The 15,994-nt window shown below is 68.1% G+C and carries 15 protein-coding genes; 6 read left to right on the top strand and 9 right to left on the bottom strand.

Going from position 1 to position 15,994, the window contains the following annotated elements:
• Positions 1 to 107 precede the first annotated feature (107 nt).
• Both murU and ABS761_RS14870 read right to left on the bottom strand, forming a co-directional pair.
• Positions 108 to 833 carry an N-acetylmuramate alpha-1-phosphate uridylyltransferase MurU gene (murU, locus tag ABS761_RS14875; protein WP_350409116.1) on the bottom strand — a complete coding sequence of 242 codons (726 nt, stop codon included), beginning with the start codon at positions 831 to 833 and terminating at the stop codon, positions 108 to 110.
• Positions 833 to 1,876 (bottom strand): aminoglycoside phosphotransferase family protein, encoded by a 1,044-nt coding sequence (locus tag ABS761_RS14870; protein ID WP_350409115.1) that lies wholly within the window; start codon positions 1,874 to 1,876, stop codon positions 833 to 835. Before ABS761_RS14870 ends, murU begins: the two co-directional genes overlap by 1 nt.
• Before the next feature lie 131 nt (positions 1,877 to 2,007).
• Between ABS761_RS14870 and ABS761_RS14865 the strand changes: the two genes are divergently transcribed.
• From ABS761_RS14865 to rsmA, 3 genes are read left to right on the top strand one after another with little or no spacing between them, the layout of a single operon-like run.
• Positions 2,008 to 4,371 (top strand): LPS-assembly protein LptD, encoded by a 2,364-nt coding sequence (locus tag ABS761_RS14865; protein ID WP_350409114.1) that lies wholly within the window; start codon positions 2,008 to 2,010, stop codon positions 4,369 to 4,371.
• Positions 4,368 to 5,885 (top strand): peptidylprolyl isomerase, encoded by a 1,518-nt coding sequence (locus tag ABS761_RS14860; RefSeq protein WP_350409113.1) that lies wholly within the window; start codon positions 4,368 to 4,370, stop codon positions 5,883 to 5,885. The genes ABS761_RS14865 and ABS761_RS14860 overlap by 4 nt, the downstream gene beginning before the upstream one ends.
• Before the next feature lie 2 nt (positions 5,886 to 5,887).
• Complete coding sequence (gene rsmA, locus ABS761_RS14855) at positions 5,888 to 6,679, top strand: 16S rRNA (adenine(1518)-N(6)/adenine(1519)-N(6))-dimethyltransferase RsmA (RefSeq protein WP_350409112.1); 792 nt, start codon at positions 5,888 to 5,890, stop codon at positions 6,677 to 6,679.
• Positions 6,680 to 6,949: 270 nt separating this feature from the next.
• Here rsmA and gloA read toward each other — a convergent pair whose 3' ends face one another.
• The 6 genes from gloA to glyQ form a co-directional block, all read right to left on the bottom strand.
• Complete coding sequence (gloA, locus tag ABS761_RS14850) at positions 6,950 to 7,345, bottom strand: lactoylglutathione lyase (protein WP_350409111.1); 396 nt, start codon at positions 7,343 to 7,345, stop codon at positions 6,950 to 6,952.
• A 72-nt stretch (positions 7,346 to 7,417) separates the two neighbouring features.
• On the bottom strand, positions 7,418 to 8,296 hold the full coding sequence (locus ABS761_RS14845) for a M48 family metallopeptidase (protein ID WP_350409110.1): 879 nt from the start codon (positions 8,294 to 8,296) through the stop codon (positions 7,418 to 7,420).
• Positions 8,277 to 9,011 (bottom strand): lysophospholipid acyltransferase family protein, encoded by a 735-nt coding sequence (locus tag ABS761_RS14840; protein WP_350409109.1) that lies wholly within the window; start codon positions 9,009 to 9,011, stop codon positions 8,277 to 8,279. Before ABS761_RS14840 ends, ABS761_RS14845 begins: the two co-directional genes overlap by 20 nt.
• 1 nt (position 9,012) lies before the next feature.
• Entirely contained in the window at positions 9,013 to 9,561 is a 549-nt protein-coding gene (gene gmhB, locus ABS761_RS14835) for a D-glycero-beta-D-manno-heptose 1,7-bisphosphate 7-phosphatase (RefSeq protein ID WP_350409108.1), read from the bottom strand.
• On the bottom strand, positions 9,558 to 11,714 hold the full coding sequence (glyS, locus tag ABS761_RS14830; RefSeq protein ID WP_350409107.1) for a glycine--tRNA ligase subunit beta: 2,157 nt from the start codon (positions 11,712 to 11,714) through the stop codon (positions 9,558 to 9,560). The genes gmhB and glyS overlap by 4 nt, the downstream gene beginning before the upstream one ends.
• The gene (glyQ, locus tag ABS761_RS14825) at positions 11,711 to 12,610 is read right to left on the bottom strand and encodes a glycine--tRNA ligase subunit alpha (protein ID WP_350409106.1); all 900 of its coding nucleotides are present in this window, start codon (positions 12,608 to 12,610) and stop codon (positions 11,711 to 11,713) included. Before glyQ ends, glyS begins: the two co-directional genes overlap by 4 nt.
• Before the next feature lie 230 nt (positions 12,611 to 12,840).
• Between glyQ and ABS761_RS14820 the strand changes: the two genes are divergently transcribed.
• From ABS761_RS14820 to ABS761_RS14810, 3 genes are read left to right on the top strand one after another with little or no spacing between them, the layout of a single operon-like run.
• On the top strand, positions 12,841 to 13,608 hold the full coding sequence (locus ABS761_RS14820) for a crotonase/enoyl-CoA hydratase family protein (RefSeq protein ID WP_350409105.1): 768 nt from the start codon (positions 12,841 to 12,843) through the stop codon (positions 13,606 to 13,608).
• A 28-nt stretch (positions 13,609 to 13,636) separates the two neighbouring features.
• Positions 13,637 to 14,458 (top strand): HpcH/HpaI aldolase/citrate lyase family protein, encoded by an 822-nt coding sequence (locus ABS761_RS14815; RefSeq protein WP_350409104.1) that lies wholly within the window; start codon positions 13,637 to 13,639, stop codon positions 14,456 to 14,458.
• Complete coding sequence (locus tag ABS761_RS14810) at positions 14,455 to 15,426, top strand: thymidylate synthase (protein ID WP_350409103.1); 972 nt, start codon at positions 14,455 to 14,457, stop codon at positions 15,424 to 15,426. The genes ABS761_RS14815 and ABS761_RS14810 overlap by 4 nt, the downstream gene beginning before the upstream one ends.
• 6 nt (positions 15,427 to 15,432) lie before the next feature.
• Here ABS761_RS14810 and ABS761_RS14805 read toward each other — a convergent pair whose 3' ends face one another.
• Positions 15,433 to 15,855, bottom strand: a complete 423-nt coding sequence (locus tag ABS761_RS14805; protein ID WP_350409102.1) for an OsmC family protein — start codon at positions 15,853 to 15,855, stop codon at positions 15,433 to 15,435.
• Between the last annotated feature and the right edge of the window lie 139 nt (positions 15,856 to 15,994).

Raw genomic sequence — 15,994 nt, 5'->3', positions numbered from 1 at the left:
GCTTAGACGGTTGTGCGGGCCGGCTGGCGCCGTTCACATACACCGTTTCGATTTGCCAGACACGGAAAAGAATCGGATCCGGCGCGCAAAGCGCCAAAATCGGAAGTTTAGCAGCGTGCGGGCGGACCGTCGCCCGGCCCTTGGCCGCTGGCGCGGGTGCGCAGCCACTGATCCAGTGCGCGCAGGCGCTCGGGCGTGCCGACGTCCACCCAGTGCCCGCGATGGTGTTCGCCCGCGACCCGGCCTCGTGCGATGGCCGCGCGCAGCACCGGGGCGAGCGGCGCCGGGTGGTCGGTCGGTACACCGGCAAACAGGGCGGGGTGATAGAGGCCGATACCCGAAAAAGTCAGGGCATCCCGGCCTTCGGAAGCGATGCGCCCGTCGGGCCCGAGAAAGAAGTCGCCCGCGGGGTGGTGCGCCGGGTTGTCCACCAGTACCAGCCGGGCCAGCGTCCCGTCGCCCAGGGTTGCGGCGAATCGCGGCGCCTGGCCGACATCCCAATCGCACCAGATGTCGCCGTTGATGGCGAGAAAGGGTTCGTCCCCGAAAAACGGCAGCGCGCGGGCGATTCCGGCCGCGGTTTCGAGCGCGGTGGACTCGGGCGAGTAGTCGATGCGGGCGCCATAGCCCCGCCCGTCGCCCAGTTCAGCCTCGATCCGCGCGCCGAGCCAGGCGTGGTTGATGATGATGTCGGGGATGCCGGCCGCGACCAGGCGACGGATGTGCCAGACGATGAGAGGCTGGCCGCCCGCGGGCAGTAGGGGTTTGGGGCAGGTGTCGGTCAGCGGCCGCATCCGTTCGCCGCGCCCGGCCGCCAGAATCATGGCGCGCATCAGAATGAATAGCCGTCGGTGGTCTGGATCTGCTCGGCCTGGTCGAGCACGCGCAGCAAGGGGTGGAAGGCGTCGTAACGGCCGGCGACCTGGCGCACGTAGGCGCGCACCCGTGGGATGTGGCCGAGGTAGTGATGCTTGCCATCGCGGTGCGACAGGCGCGCGAATACGCCCAGGATGCGCAGGTTGCGCTGCAGGCCCATCCATTCATACTGTTGGTGGAACTCGGCGAAGTCGGCGGGCACGGGCAGGCCGGCGGCGCGCGCGGCCTCCCAGTAGCGGATGCCCCAGTCCAGTTGCTGGGGCTCGTCCCAGGTCGTGCGGGCGTCCATGACCAACGAGGCGATGTCGTAGCTGAGCGGCCCATGCACGGCATCCTGGAAATCGATGATGCCGGGCGCCGCGTCGGGCCCGGCCTCGTTGATCATCAGGTTGGGGGAATGAAAGTCGCGGTGGACGAACACCCGGGGCTGGCGGGCCGCGTCTCGCGCGAGACGCTCGAAGGTGCTTTGCAGCACGGCCTGCCGATCCGCATCGGGCCCCAGGCCCAGGTGGGTCTCGAGATACCATTGCGGGAACAGGGCAAGTTCGTCGAGCAGGCGTGTTTCATCATAGAGCGGCAACCCCTCGCAGGACACCTGCTGTATCCGTGGCAGGTCGCGCAGCACGGCGCGGTAGCGCCGCTGCAGGGCCTGTGGATCCAGGCCCGCCTGGATGGCCTCGTAATAGGTTTGCCGTCCGAGGTCCGACAGCAGCAGGAATCCCCGGGCCGTCTCGTGTGCGAAAATGGCCGGTACGGTCAACCCGGCCCCGGCCAGCCGCTGGGCGATGCGCACAAAGGGGCCGCAGTCCTCGTGCGGCGGCGGCGCGTCCATGACGATGCGGGTGCCGCCCGACGTTGCGACCCTGAAGTACCGCCGAAAGCTCGCGTCGCCCGAAACGGGTGTCAGGCTGTCGGGTTCGACGCCCAGTGCGGCGGGCAGAGTGCGCAGCCATTGCTTCAGGCTGTCGAGACGGGGATCGGGGGCGGGCGGAGTCTTCATCGGGATGCGGCAGGGTGGTCGGAGGTCGCACGCACGGCTGCGGCGGCTTCTCTATAATACTGGGTCGCTGGTCGTTGTGGGCGCGCGGATCAGTCGCGGTACAAACATCATCCTTGGGGGACTGGGTCTTCGTGCATCGGATCTGGCGCATCATTGTTTCGGGGGCATGCCTGGCGGCATTTGCGCAGGCATGGGCGCAAGCGCCCGCGGCCGAGTCCTCCGGGATGCGGATGGTGGGCAGCTTGGGCGCGCACCGGGTGGCGGGTGGCAATGACCAGCCGGCCTTTCTGATCGGCGACGAGGTGCGCCGGGGCGCCGATGATCGCATCATCCTCGAGGGCGCGGCGCAGGTCCGCCGCGTCGATGGCGTCGTCAAAGGGGACCGGATCGAGTACGACCGCGCCACCGGCGATCTGGACGTGCACGGCAACGGGCTCCTGATGCGCGACGGCAGCATCGTCACCGGGCCGCGATTGCGCTACAACGTCGACTCGTCCAAGGGCCGCATCGAGCAGCCCGCGTTTCGCCTGGGCGCCCGCGCCGGCGCCGGGACGGCCAGCGCCGCCGACATCCTCGGGCGTGACATGATGCGCCTGTATGACGTGAGCTACAGCGGCTGCCCGTGTCCCAATCCGGCCTGGACCATCGAGTCCAGCCGCGTCGACCTGTACCTGGATCGCAACGAGGGCGTGGCGCGCAACGGCGTCCTGTACTTCAAGGATGTGCCCATCCTGTATTCCCCGTACTTGACCTTTCCCCTCAGCGACGAGCGCAAGTCCGGATTCCTGGTGCCCACGTACGGCACTTCATCGAACAGCGGCTTCGAGCTCACCACGCCGTATTACCTGAACCTTGCGCCTAATTACGACGCCACGCTGTTTCCGCGCTACATGAGCAAGCGTGGCCTGCAGCTGGGCCTCGAGACGCGCTATCTGGGCGAATCCTACAACGGGCAGGCGTTTGGCACCTACCTCATGCGCGACCAGCAGACTAGCGAAAAGCGCTGGATGTATTCCTGGCAGCACACGCAACAGCTCCGCTATGGGCTGACGGCCTATCTGGATGCGCGCAAGGTGTCCGATGATGATTATTTCCGCGACTTCTCGACCTTTGGCCTGAACGACGCGGCCGTGACCTACATGCCCAGTCAGGCCCTGCTTTCGTGGACGGGCAATCGCTACCTCAGCGGCTCGCTGCAGTTCTACCGCTATCAGACCCTGCAGGACAGCACCGGCGCGTTCATCACGCCGCCCTACGATAAGCTGCCCGAGCTGTATCTGCGGGCGCAGCGCTACAACTGGAATGGCCTGGACATCGTGTCCGAAAACTATGCGACGCGTTTCGTGTCGCCCATCTATCACGGCGATGCCTTTCCCGAGCAGTCCGGCCAACGCCTCGTGCCCAACGGGACCCGCGCCACCTCCTACACCACGATTTCCCGGCCCTTCCTCCTGCCGGGCGCCTACCTGACCCCCAAGATCGGCCTGCACATGAGCCAGTACGAGACCGAATGGTTTTCGGCCGACTTGCCGGCCTATGCGGGATGGCCGCACAGCCAGTCGCGGGTGCTGCCAATCGCCTCGGTGGACGGCGGGCTCACGTTCGAGCGGCCGACGACGCTGTTCGGCAACGATGCCGTTCAGACCATCGAGCCGCGCGCCTATTATCTGTACGTTCCCTATCGCGACCAGTCGCAACTGCCGGTCTTCGACACCGGGGTCGCCACCTTCAACTATATCCAGGCCTTTGACGAGAATATCTTCAGCGGTGGCTGGGACCGCATCGCCAACGCCAATCAGCTCACGCTGGGGGTGACGACGCGATGGCTGGACGCGAACACCGGATTCGAGCGCCTGTCCCTCTCGGCCGCCCAGCGCTATTACTTCACCGACTTGCGCGTCACGCTGCCGGGCCAGGCTCCCCGGTCGGACAAAAAATCCGACTATTTGCTGGGGGCGAACGCGGCGCTCACCGACAAATTCTCGGTGTATTTCGATGGCCAGTTCAAGGCCGAGACCCGTCAGCGCGAGCGCCTGAGCACGGGTGTGCGCTGGAACCCCAAGCGCCTGGCGACCGTGTCGCTGGCCTACCGCTACGAGCGCGACCCCAATGCCTATTCCGACCCCTACCGGGTTTATAGCGACGACACCACGATCGAGTCACGCGAACAGATCAGCCTGAGCGGCCAATGGCCGATCGCCCGCCGCTGGTACGGGGTGGGCCGTTATGATTATTCCCTGCAGGAAAAGCGCAGCACCCAGTCGATCCTGGGCCTGGAATATCGCGGCGACTGCTGCTGGACGGCCCGCGTGGTCATGCAGCGCTATGCGGTATCGGCCGAAAAGGCCAACACGGCCGTGTTCCTGCAACTGGAGCTCTCCGGACTGGGGTCGTTGGGCACCGATCCCATGCGGCTGCTGTCCGAGCGGGTCGTGGGCTATGAGTCGGTGGCCGCGCCCATACCTGAAAAAACCGCCTTCGAGAGGTATGAATGATGTCTCGTCCGCACCATCTGGCCCGCGTTGCCCTGATTCTCGGGACGCTCGCGGGCCTCGCCGCCGGCAGCACGGCCCTGGCGGCGACCCGGGCCGCCAAGCCCCAACCGACCCAAGCCCCGAGCGAGCAGTTCGTCGACGGCATCGCCGCGGTGGTCAACAAGCAGGTGATCACCCTGCGCCAGCTCGAGATCAAGGCCGCGCAGATCCGCCAGCAGATGCGGCTGCAGAACGTGCCGGTGCCCGACGAGGCCACCATGCGCCGCCAAGTCCTCCAGCAGATGATCAACGAAGAATTGCAGCGCCAGGAGGCTGAGCGGGTCGGCCTGAGGGTCAGCGACGGGCAGGTGGATCATGCCATCCAGTCCGTCGCCCAGCGCAACCGACTGACGGTCGAACAGCTGCGTCGCGAGATCGAGCGCGGCGGCCTGACCTGGGATGCCTACCGGCGCGAGTTGCGCCAGCAGATTCTGGACGACATGCTGCGCCAGCGCCTCGTCGCCGATCACATCACCATCAGCGATAGCGATATCGATGCCTTTCTGAGCACGGAAGGGGGCGCCGGCCAGGCGGTCGTGCCGCCGTCGAGGGTCGAGACGCCCGAACCGCAGCCCGAGGCACCGCCCGCCGCGCGCGGCCCCGAGCTCCTCGAGCTGGCGCAAATCCTGATCGAGGTGCCCGACCGCGCGCCCAGCGGCGTCGTCGAGGAGAAACGCCGCGAGGCCGAGGCCATCCTGCGCAAGCTGCGCAGCGGGGCGGATTTCGCCGGCGCGGCCGCGGCGTCCTCGGATGGTCCGCAGGCCCTCGATGGCGGCAATATGGGCGTACGCCCGTTGTCGGACTGGCCCGATCTGTTCGCACAGGCGGTCAGGAATCTCGGGCCAGGCCAGGTTTCGGGGATTCTGCAAAGCGGGCGCGGCTTCCATATCCTGAAGGTGCTGCGCCGCGGCTATGCCCAGGCGCCGTCGTCGGCGCGCCGCCAGGCCGCCCCGCAGCCCGCCCCGGCGCCGGCTCAGCAGACAGCCCAGCGCCAGGCCCCCTCTGGGCCGATGATGGTTACCCAGACCCATGTGCGGCATATCCTGATCAAGACCACCAAGGTCATGACCGACGACAAGGCGCGCGCGCTGCTCGAGAAGCTGCGCGCGCGCATCGAGCGCGGCGAGTCTTTTGCGGAGCTGGCCAAGCGATACTCCGAGGACGCCACGGCGCCGCAGGGCGGCGACCTGGGATGGGTGTCGCCCGGCGACACCGTGCCGGCCTTCGAGGAAGCCATGGACGCGCTGGGCGATGGGCAGGTGAGCCAGCCCGTGCAGTCGCCCTTCGGCTGGCATCTGATCGAGGTCGAGGAGCGCCGCAGCAAGAATATGGAAAACGAGTTCCGCCGCATGCAGGCGCGCCGCGAGCTGATGCAGCGCCGGATCGGGCCCGCGTACGAGGAATGGCTGGATCAATTGCGCGCCCAGGCCTACATCGACAATCGCCTCGAGAAGAGCGCACCCGAGGCGCGCTGAGCATGGCCCATCAGGCGCGCAAGCGGTTTGGCCAGCATTTCCTGCGCGACGAGGCGGTGATCGACTCGATCGTGCGGGCCATCGACCCGCAGCCCGCGGATCGCATGGTCGAGATCGGGCCAGGCCTCTCGGCCTTGACCCGCCCTCTACTCGAGCGGCTCGACCGCCTGGTGGTCATCGAACTGGATCGCGACCTTGCGGCGCGGCTGCGTGATCAATGGCCGGCCGAACGCCTTGAGGTCCGCGAGGCCGACGCCCTGGGGATGGATTTCGGCGCGCTGGGCGCCGAATTGCGAATTGTCGGCAATCTGCCCTACAACATCTCGACGCCGCTGCTGTTTCACTTGATGCAGTGGGCCGATCAGGTGACGGACCAGCATTTCATGTTGCAGCGCGAGGTGATCGAGCGAATGGTGGCCCGTCCCGGGGACACCCAGTATGGGCGCCTTTCGGTCATGCTGCAGGCCCGCTATCGCATGTCCAGCTTGTTCGATGTGCCTCCCGAGGCCTTTGATCCGCCGCCGCGCGTGGTGTCGTCGGTGGTCCGCATGCGGCCGCTGGCCGGAGACATGCTGCGCCGCCCGCGCAGCGCGCGCGCCTTCGAGCGCGTCGTGGCGCGCGCCTTCGAGCAGCGCCGCAAGATGGTGCGCGCCAGCCTCGGCGTCTGGGCCGAGGCCCTGGACTGGGATGCCCTGGGGATCGCCCCCACGGCGCGCCCCCAGGAGCTGTCGGCCGACCGTTTCATGGACATGGCCGACGCCCTGGCGGCCAGCGGGGTCGAGCCGACCGCCTGACCCTAGGGCCTGTTCACACTAATCAAGGAGTCGCGAAGCCATGAAAAATTTGGCTGAACAAGGCATCTGGCGCAGCGCGTATGTCCATACGCGCAAGACGGGCAACGCAGGGCAGACGGATTTTTCATAGCTTCCCGAAGGGTTGGGTCCGTGCGCCGCCGCCCGCTGCGTTGTCCATCCTCGCAAGGCATTAAGCCTTGCTGCGGTAGACGCCTTGCGTTCGACAGCGCACAGACCCAACGCGATCTCCTTGATTAGTATGAACAGGCCCTAGTCCACGCGGCCCTCGCGCTGGATGAGTTCGACCTTGTAGCCGTCGGGATCCTCGATGAAGGCGATCACGGTGCTGCTGTGTTTCATCGGCCCCGCGTCGCGGACCACGTGGCCGCCCTTGGCCTTGATGCGCGCGCACGCATCGTATGCGTCCTCGACCTCTATGGCGATGTGGCCGTAGCCGTCGCCCAGCGCGTAGGTTTCGGTGTCCCAGTTGTGGGTCAGTTCGAGCACTGCCCCGTCGTCCTCGTCCTGGAAGCCGACGAAGGCCAGCGTGAATCGCCCGTCGGGGTAGTCTTTCTGGCGCAGCAGCCGCATGCCCAGGATGTCGGTGTAGAACATCAGGGAGCGGTCGAGGTTGCCCACGCGCAGCATGGTGTGTAGCAGACGCATGATGAGGGGATCTCCTGCCTGGTGATGGTGAGTTCCCCCATCATACGCAAATGTGGGTTCTCACGGGGGGCCTCAGATCAGCGGGAGGCTGTCGGGATGATGCTGGGCGAGGGTATCGCGGGCCTCTTTGAATCCGGGGTAGAGGCGTCCCAGCTCGCGCCAGAACGCCGGGCCGTGGTTCATGACGCGCAGGTGCGCGACCTCATGCGCGACGACGTAGTCGATCAGGTGCGGTTCGAAATGGATCAGGCGCCAGTTCAGCAGGATGCGCCGGTCGCTGTTGCACGAACCCCAGCGCCCCGCGGCCGAGGACAGGCGCCAGTCCTTGAGCGAAAGCCCCGCCGCGCCGAGGAAACGGTCGAGGCGGCGCCCGAAGTCGATTCGCGCCCGCTGCTGCAGCCAGGCGCCCGCGCTGTCCCGCACCCGGTCGGGGGCGGCATCCTCGGGCAGCGGCAGGCTGAGTGCGTCCCCGGCCCGGGGTGCGTCGGCGTCGCCCGCATAGCCGGCGGGACGGGTGCTGTCGAGGACGAGTTCGATGCGCACGCCCAGGTAGGGGATGGCACCGCCCGCGCGCCATTGTGTCGCCTGCAGGGCCAGCAGGTGCAGGCGCTGATCGCGTTCCTCGAGTTTGCGCAGGATCCAGCCGGCCTTTTCGCGCACCACGTGGTCGATCTGCGACAGCGTGCTCCAGGTGGGCGCCTGGACCAGCAGGCCATCGTCGCGGATCACCAGGCCGATGGATTTGCGGCGCGAGCGCCGCAGCAGGAATCCCAGCATCCGGGCGTCCAGCGCGATTTCGCGCCAGCGGGTGCCCGCCGGCAGGATGGCCGGACGTGCCGGCAGGGTGATCGGCGCCGGTTCGGGGACGGCGATGGTCGCCGGCGCGCGCGGGCGCTGCCGGGCGTCCGCCGCCGGGGCGGGGTCGAACAACTCAAGCTGTTGTCCCGGCATAGCGTTCCGGATTCAGGCGACGCATTTCGGTCTCGATCCAGTCCTTGACCTCGGCGTTGAGGGCGGCCGGTGTCTTGCCCTCAGGTGAGATGATCGGCCCGAACGACACCGTGACCAGGCCCGGAGTCTTGATGAACGCGTTGCGCGGCCATCGCTCGCCCGCATTGTGGGCGACGGGCACGACCGGGGTGCCGGTGCGGCAGGCCAGCAGGGTGCCCCCTTGCTTGTAGCGGCCGGTTTCGCCCGGCGCGACCCGGGTGCCTTCGGGGAACAGGACCGGCCAGCGGCCCTCGCGCAGGCGGCGCCCGCCGATGCTCACGACCTGATCGAAGGATTCCCGGCCCTTGCGCCGGTCGATGGGAATCATGCTGAGCAGGGCCAGCCCCCAGCCGAAGAACGGCACCCGGTGCAGCTCTTTCTTGTAGACGAAGACCACGTCGCGCGGCATGCGTGTGGCGAAGAACAGCGTTTCCCAGGCCGATTGGTGCTTCGAGAGGATGATCAGCGGGCCGTCGGGCAGCTTTTCCATGCCAGTGATCTCGTAGCGGATGCCGAGGATCCAGCGGGCCGCCCAGAGGCACATGCGGGGCCAGCCCGTGGTCAGCACGTAGCGCCAGTGCAGGGGCAGCGGCGCCCACAGCACGCAGGCGAGCGCATACGGGATCACCGTGACGACCATGAAGGCCATGTAGAGGCTGGATCGCAGGGTGTTCATGTCAGGTCTTCAGCAAGGCGTCGGCCACGGCCGCGAGGTCCTCGCGGACCTCGGTTCCGGCAGGCAGGAGGCCTTGTTGGCCCGCGTCCGCCCAGGTCTTGCGGCCCTTGCCGCTTAGCACCAGCCACGGCGCGCATCCGCACTGGACGGCGGCCTGCAGGTCGCGCAGGCTGTCGCCCACGACCGGGACACCCTCGAGCGGCACGTCCAGGCGCCGCGCAATGTCGTGCAGCATGCCGGGCGCCGGCTTGCGGCAGGCGCAGCCCTCGTGCGGCCCGTGCGGACAGATGAAGACCGCGTCTATCTGTCCGCCCGCGTCGGCCACGGCCTGGTGCATCCGGATGTGGATCGCGGTCAGCGTGTCCATGGTGAACAGCCCGCGGGCGATGCCCGACTGATTGCTCGCGACCACGATGCGCCAGCCGGCGCGCGACAGGCGGGCGATCGCGTCCAGGCTGCCGTCCACCGGAATCCACTCGGCGGGCGACTTGATGAAATCGTCGCTGTCGTGATTGATGACGCCGTCGCGATCGAGGATGATGAGTTTCACCGCGCCAGCCTCGAGAGATCCGCGACCTGGTTCATCAGCTCGTGCAGCGAGCGCAGCAGGGCGAGCCGGTTGGCGCGCACGCGCGCGTCCTCAGCCATCACCATGACGTCGTTGAAGAACGCGTCGACCGCATCGCGCGCGCCGGCCAGCACCGCCAGGCCCGCCGTGAAGTTGCCGGCCCGGATGTGGCCGCTGGCTTCGGGGGCGAGCCCGGCGATGATCTCGGCCAGGCGACGCTCGGCGGGTTCGGCGACCAGGCCGGGATCGAACGCGGGCAGGCCGCCCTCGGCCTTTTTCAGCAGGTTGGCGATGCGCTTGTTGGCGGCGGCGAGGTCGGTGGCCTCGGGCCGCGCGGCGAAATCGACGCAGGCCTGGATGCGCGCGTGCACTTGGTGCAGCGGTGGCTGCAGTGCGAGCACGGCATCGACGGCCGCGCGGTCGAAGGCCTGCGCGAGCTGGTTGCGGTAGCGTTCGTAGACGAAGTCGCGGACCTCGGCCACGGTGCCCGCCGCCAGGCGGCCCGGCTCGAAGCCCGCGTGGGCTTGTTCGAGCAGGGCCGACAGCCGCGCCGGCGAGTCCTCGCTGGCCGAGAGCCATCCGCCCGCGGTCAGTTGCTCGTAGGCGCTGATCAGGCCCAGCGCCGCGCGCCGCAGGCCGTAGGGATCGCGCTCGCCCGTGGGCGCGAGCCCGATCCCCCAGATGCCGACCAGCGTCTCGGCGCGCTCGGCCATGAACAGGATGGCCGCGCTCAGCGTGCCGGCGGTCACCGGGGTGTCGAGACGGATGCGGTACTGTTCGCGCAACGCCTGGATCACGTCGGCGGGCTCGCCGTCCGCCGTCGCGTAGTAGGCGCCCATGATGCCTTGCAGCTCGGGGAATTCGCCCACCATGCTGGTGTTCAGGTCGGCGCGCGCCAGCAGGGCGGCGCGGTCGGCGTGCTCGGCGTCCGCCCCCAGCAGGGGCGCCAGCCAGCGGGCGATGGCGCGCACGCGCTCGGTGCGCTCGAGCAGCGAGCCGAGCTTGTTGTGATAGACGCTATGCGCCAGCTCGCCCACGCGGTCCGCCAGGCGGACCTTGAGGTCGGTCTGGTAGAAGAACTGTGCGTCGGCCAGGCGCGGGCGCACGACCCGTTCGTTGCCCTCGATGATGTGATGCGGGTCGTCGGGGCGCATATTGCTGACGATCAGGAAGCGGTGCGTCAGGCGACCGTCGGCGGGATCGAACAGTGGAAAGTATTTCTGGTTGAGCCGCATGGTGAGGATCAGGCATTCCGGCGGGACCGCCAGGAACGCCGGATCGAAGGCGCCGACGTAGACCGTCGGGTACTCGACCAGCGCGGTGACCTCGTCGAGCAGCTCGGCGACCTCGGGGCTGCCCCCCGGGGCGGGGTCTATCGTGGCGCCCAGCGCCGCGGATTCGCGGGCGAGCTGGCGGGCGATCTCGTCGCGCCGCTCCTCGAAGGCGGGCAGGACCATCCCGTCGTCGCGCACCTGTCGCGACCACTGGGCAGCCTCGGTGATTTCGAGCTCGGGGCGGCCCATGAAGCGGTGGCCCATGCTCAGGCGCCCGGCCTCGAGTCCGAGCGCGCGCAGCGGGACCACATCGGCGCCCCACAGGGCGAGGAGGCGGTGCGCGGGCCGCACGAACTTGACCGAGCGATGGCCGTCGGCCAGTTGGTACTGCATGACCTTGGGGATGGGCAGGTGCGTCAGGGCGTAGTCCAGCGCCTGCTGCAGGCCATCGGCGAGGGTGGCGCCGGGGGCCATGCCCTCGGCGTACAGGACGTCTTGCTTGCCGTCGCTGCGCCGCGCCAGTGCCGCGGGGTCGATCCCCTCGAGGCCCTTGGCCGCGAGTTTCTTGAGCAGTGCCGGCGTGGCCGCGCCCGAGGCGTCCAGGCCGATGGCGGCCGGCATCAATTTCTCGGAATAGGCGCGATCGGGTGCCTGGCCCAGGACGTGGCTGAACCGCGCCGCCAGGCGGCGCGGCGTGGCGTAGTCGACACAGTCGCAGTCCGGGGCGAGCAGGCCCTGCTCGCGCAGGATGTCGCGCAGGCCGTGGGCGAAGGCCTGGCCCAGCGCATGCAGCGCCTTGGGCGGGAGCTCTTCGGTGATGAGTTCCAGGACGAGTTCGCGCGGGGTGGCGGTCGTGCTCATGCTGCGACCTCCTTGCGCAGCATGGGAAATCCCAGGCGCTCGCGCGAGTCGTGGTAGGCCTGTGCCACGGCGCGCGACAGATTGCGGATGCGGCCGATGTAGGCGGCGCGTTCGGTGACGCTGATGGCGCCGCGCGCATCCAGCAGGTTGAAGGTGTGTGCGGCCTTCAGGGTTGCCTCGTAGGCGGGCAGCGCCAGCGGCACCTCGATGAGGCGTCTGGCTTCGGCCTCATAGTCGTTGAAATGGGCAAACAGCATCTGGGTGGAGGCGTGCTCGAAGTTATAGGTGGATTGCTCGACCTCGTTCTGGTGGAAAACGTCGCGGTACAGGACTTGGCCGCCCCGGCCGTCCTCGGTCCAGACCAGGTCGTAGACCGATTCGACGCCCTGCAGGTACATCGCCAGACGCTCGAGGCCGTAGGTGATCTCGCCGGTCGCCGGGTTGCAGTCCAGGCCGCCGACCTGCTGGAAGTAGGTGAATTGCGTGACTTCCATGCCGTTGAGCCAGACCTCCCAGCCCAGGCCCCAGGCGCCCAGCGTCGGGTTTTCCCAGTCGTCCTCGACAAAGCGGATGTCGTGCTGCAGCGGGTCGATGCCCAGGGCGCGCAGGGAGTCGATGTACAGGTCGAGGATCTCGGGCGGCGCGGGCTTGAGCACCACCTGGAATTGGTAGTAGTGCTGCAGACGGTTGGGATTCTCGCCGTAGCGGCCGTCCTTCGGGCGGCGCGAGGGCTGAACGTAGGCGGCGCGCCAGGGCTCGGGGCCGATCGCGCGCAGGAACGTGGCGGTGTGCGAAGTCCCGGCGCCGACCTCCATGTCGTAGGGCTGCAGCAGGGTGCAGCCCTGCCGGTCCCAGTATTGCTGGAGCGATAAAATCAGTTGTTGGAATGTGAGCATGGAATGGGGCGTAGCGCGGGCGTCGCAGTCAGTGGGGTCGGGTTTGGTTCGAAGGCCGGTTCGCGGGCCTGGCGCCCGGGGCCGTCCTGAGAGTGGACCGGTGCGCCGCGCCCCATTTTATCTGTTTCACCGCGCCTTATGGGCGGGCGGGCCGGACGGCCGCGTCGGCAGGGACGCAATACAATCGGGGGAACAGCCATCACTCGCCGGGCGAGGACAAGGGGGGAATCATGAGCGAAATCCTGGAACTGCGGATCGTGGACCGCATTCAGGTGATGACCATCAACCGGCCGCAGGCCCGCAACGCCGTCGATTTAGAGGTTGCCGAGGCGATCGCGGCGGCCATGGACGCACTGGACGGCAATCCGGATGTGGCCCTGGGCATCCTCACCGGCGCGGGTGGCCATTTCTGCTCGGGCATGGACCTGAAGGCCTTTGCCCGGACCGGCCAGCGCCCCTATGTGGGCGACCGCGGATTCGCGGGCCTGTGCGAGCGTCCCCCGGCCAAGCCGCTGATCGCCGCCATCGAGGGCTATGCCCTGGCGGGGGGCTGCGAGCTGGCGCTGGCCTGCGACCTGATCGTGGCGTCGCGCGAGGCCCGCTTCGGCCTGCCCGAGACCAAGCGCGGCCTAGTGCCGGGATCGGGCGGCATGCTGCGCCTGCCGGCCCGCATTCCGTACCATGTGGCGATGGAGGCGGTGCTCACGGGCGACATGATGGGCGCCGAGCGCCTGCATCAGCTTGGCCTGGTGAATCGCCTGGCCGAGCCCGGTGCGGCGCTGGACGAGGCGCTGGTGCTGGGTCGCGGCATCGCGGCCAACGGGCCGCTGGCGGTGCGCACCGCCAAGCAGGTGATCGCGCAGTCGCGCAATTGGCGACAGGACGAGATGTTCGACCTGCAGCGCCCGCGCATTGCCCATATTTTTGTCTCGGAGGACGCGCGCGAGGGCGCCACGGCCTTTGCCGAGAAGCGCCCGCCGGTCTGGCGGGGCAAGTAATCGATTCGCCGTCGAAGGAGTGAGCGACATGCATGACAAACTGCTGCGCACCGCGCTGTTCGTCCCGGCCATCCGCCCCGACCGTCTCCCCAAGGCGCTGGCCAGCGGGGCGGACGCGGTGATCGTCGACCTCGAGGACTCGGTCCCTCGGGATGAAAAAATTACCGCGCGACGCCACTTGTCCGAGTTTGCGCTGGCACATCCCGACGAGCGCTTCATGGTGCGCATCAACGACGGCACCACCGTGTGGTTCGATCAGGATCTGGCCTTGTGCCGCGAGCTGCCCAATGTCGTGGCGATCGTGCTGCCCAAGGCCGAGGCGGCGCGCCACGTCCATATCGTGTCCGGAGCCGGCAAGCCCTTGATGCCGGTCATCGAGAGTGCGCGCGGATTGCGCAACCTGGACGGCATCGCCGGCGCGGCCGGGGTCTGGCGCCTGTCCTTCGGCATCCTCGATCTGATGCTCGAGTTCGGGACGCGGCCCGGCACCGAGGGAGCGGCGCGCATCCTCGATCAGATCCGCTACCAGATCCTCCTGCATAGCGGCATGAACGGCCTGCCGCCGCCGCTGGACACGGTCTACGCCGATTTCTCGGATCTCGAGGGCCTGGCGCGGCGGATCGCGGTGGCGCGCGACATGGGGTTCGGCGGGATGCTGTGCATCCATCCGACCCAGGTTCCCGTCGTGCATGAGGCGTTCCGGCCGTCGGCCGACGAACTCGACTGGGCGCGGCGCGTGGTCGACGAGGCCGGTCGCAGCGGCGCGCAGGCCTTCCGGGTGGACGGGCGCATGGTGGACCTGCCCCTGATCGAACGGGCGCGTCGCCTGCTCGCGCGAGGCGTCCAATGAGAGCCTATCTCGACCTCGTCCAGAGCATTTTCGACCAGGGTTCCTGGCAGGCCAATCGCACAGGCGTGCGCACGCTCAGCCTGCCGGGCGCGTCGCTGCGCTTCGACCTGCGCGAGGGTTTCCCCGCGGTCACGACCAAGCGGCTCGCCTTCAAGTCCGCGATCGGCGAACTCGTCGGTTTCCTGCGGGGGGCGGACAGCGCCGCGCAGTTCCGCGCGCTGGGTTGCAAGGTCTGGGACCAGAACGCCAACGAGAACGCCCATTGGCTGGCCAACCCCCATCGGTCGGGGCCGGATGACCTGGGGCCGGTCTATGGGGTGCAGTGGCGCCGCTGGCCCGCCTACAAGCTGCTGCCCGCGCGCGACGAAGCCCGCATCGCCCACGCCGGCGGCCTGGGCTATCGCCGCGTGGCCGCGTTCGACGATGAGGGCGTGCCCAGTGTGCTCATGTACAAGGCGGTCGACCAGTTGCGCGTCTGCCTGGATGCCCTGATTCACGATCCCGGCAGCCGGCGCATCCTGTTTCATGGCTGGAATTGGGCGCAACTCGACGAGATGGCCCTGCCGCCGTGTCACCTGCTCTACCAATTTCTCGCCAATCCCGGCACGCGCGAACTCTCGCTGTGCTTGTATATCCGCAGCAATGATGTGGGGCTGGGGACGCCGTTCAACCTGGCCGAGGGCGCCGCGTTGCTGCATCTGATGGCCCGCCTGACGGGCTACGAGCCGCGCTGGTTCAGCTACTTCATCGGCGATGCCCACATCTACGAAACGCACGTCGAGATGCTGCGCGAGCAGTTGCGCCGCGAGCCCCATCCGCTGCCACGCCTGGTCTTGTCCCCGCGCATCCCGGACTATGCCCGGACTGGGCGCGTCGAGCCCGAATGGCTCGAGCGCGTCGAGCCTGCGGACTTTACTCTGGTGGGCTACCGGCATCATGCGCCCTTGACGGCGCCGATGGCGGTGTAGGGGCGCTCAGGCCGCCAGGATTTCGACCGAGTGCGTGATCTTGGCGGTCTTTTCCAGCATCGCGATCGCCGAGCAGTACTTGGTGTGCGAGAGCTCGACCGCGCGCTCGACGGCGGCCGTCGGCAAGTCGCGCCCGCCCACCGTGAAGGCGTAGTGGATGGCGGTGAAGACTTTAGGGTCGGTGTCGGCGCGCTCGGCGGTGAGCGTGACCTGGCAGCCTGTGATCGCGTGCCGGCCGCGTTTGAGGATCAGCACGACGTCGTAGGCGGCGCAGCCGCCCGCGCCCGTCAGCACGGTTTCCATCGGGCGCGCGGCGAGATTCTGGCCGCCGCCCTCGGGGGCTCCGTCCATGGCGATGACGTGGCCGCTGCCCGTCCGTGAAATGAACAGCATGCCCTCGGGGCCGCGCCAGTCGATCGTGCATTCCATGATGGTGGATCCTGTGGAGAGCCCGCAGGAAAGCCCGCGGACAATATAGGGAAATTAAGGATTGATTAAGGCAATAGATTTATCATAAATCAATATTACAAGACCATTGGCAGCCCGTCGAAGGCCGATTTCAGGCCGC

The sequence above is a fragment of the Castellaniella sp. GW247-6E4 genome (assembly GCF_040276065.1).
Taxonomy (GTDB): domain Bacteria; phylum Pseudomonadota; class Gammaproteobacteria; order Burkholderiales; family Burkholderiaceae_B; genus Castellaniella.
Note: the sequence above shows the minus strand (reverse complement) of the source record. Positions and strands in the feature narration are given on the sequence as shown.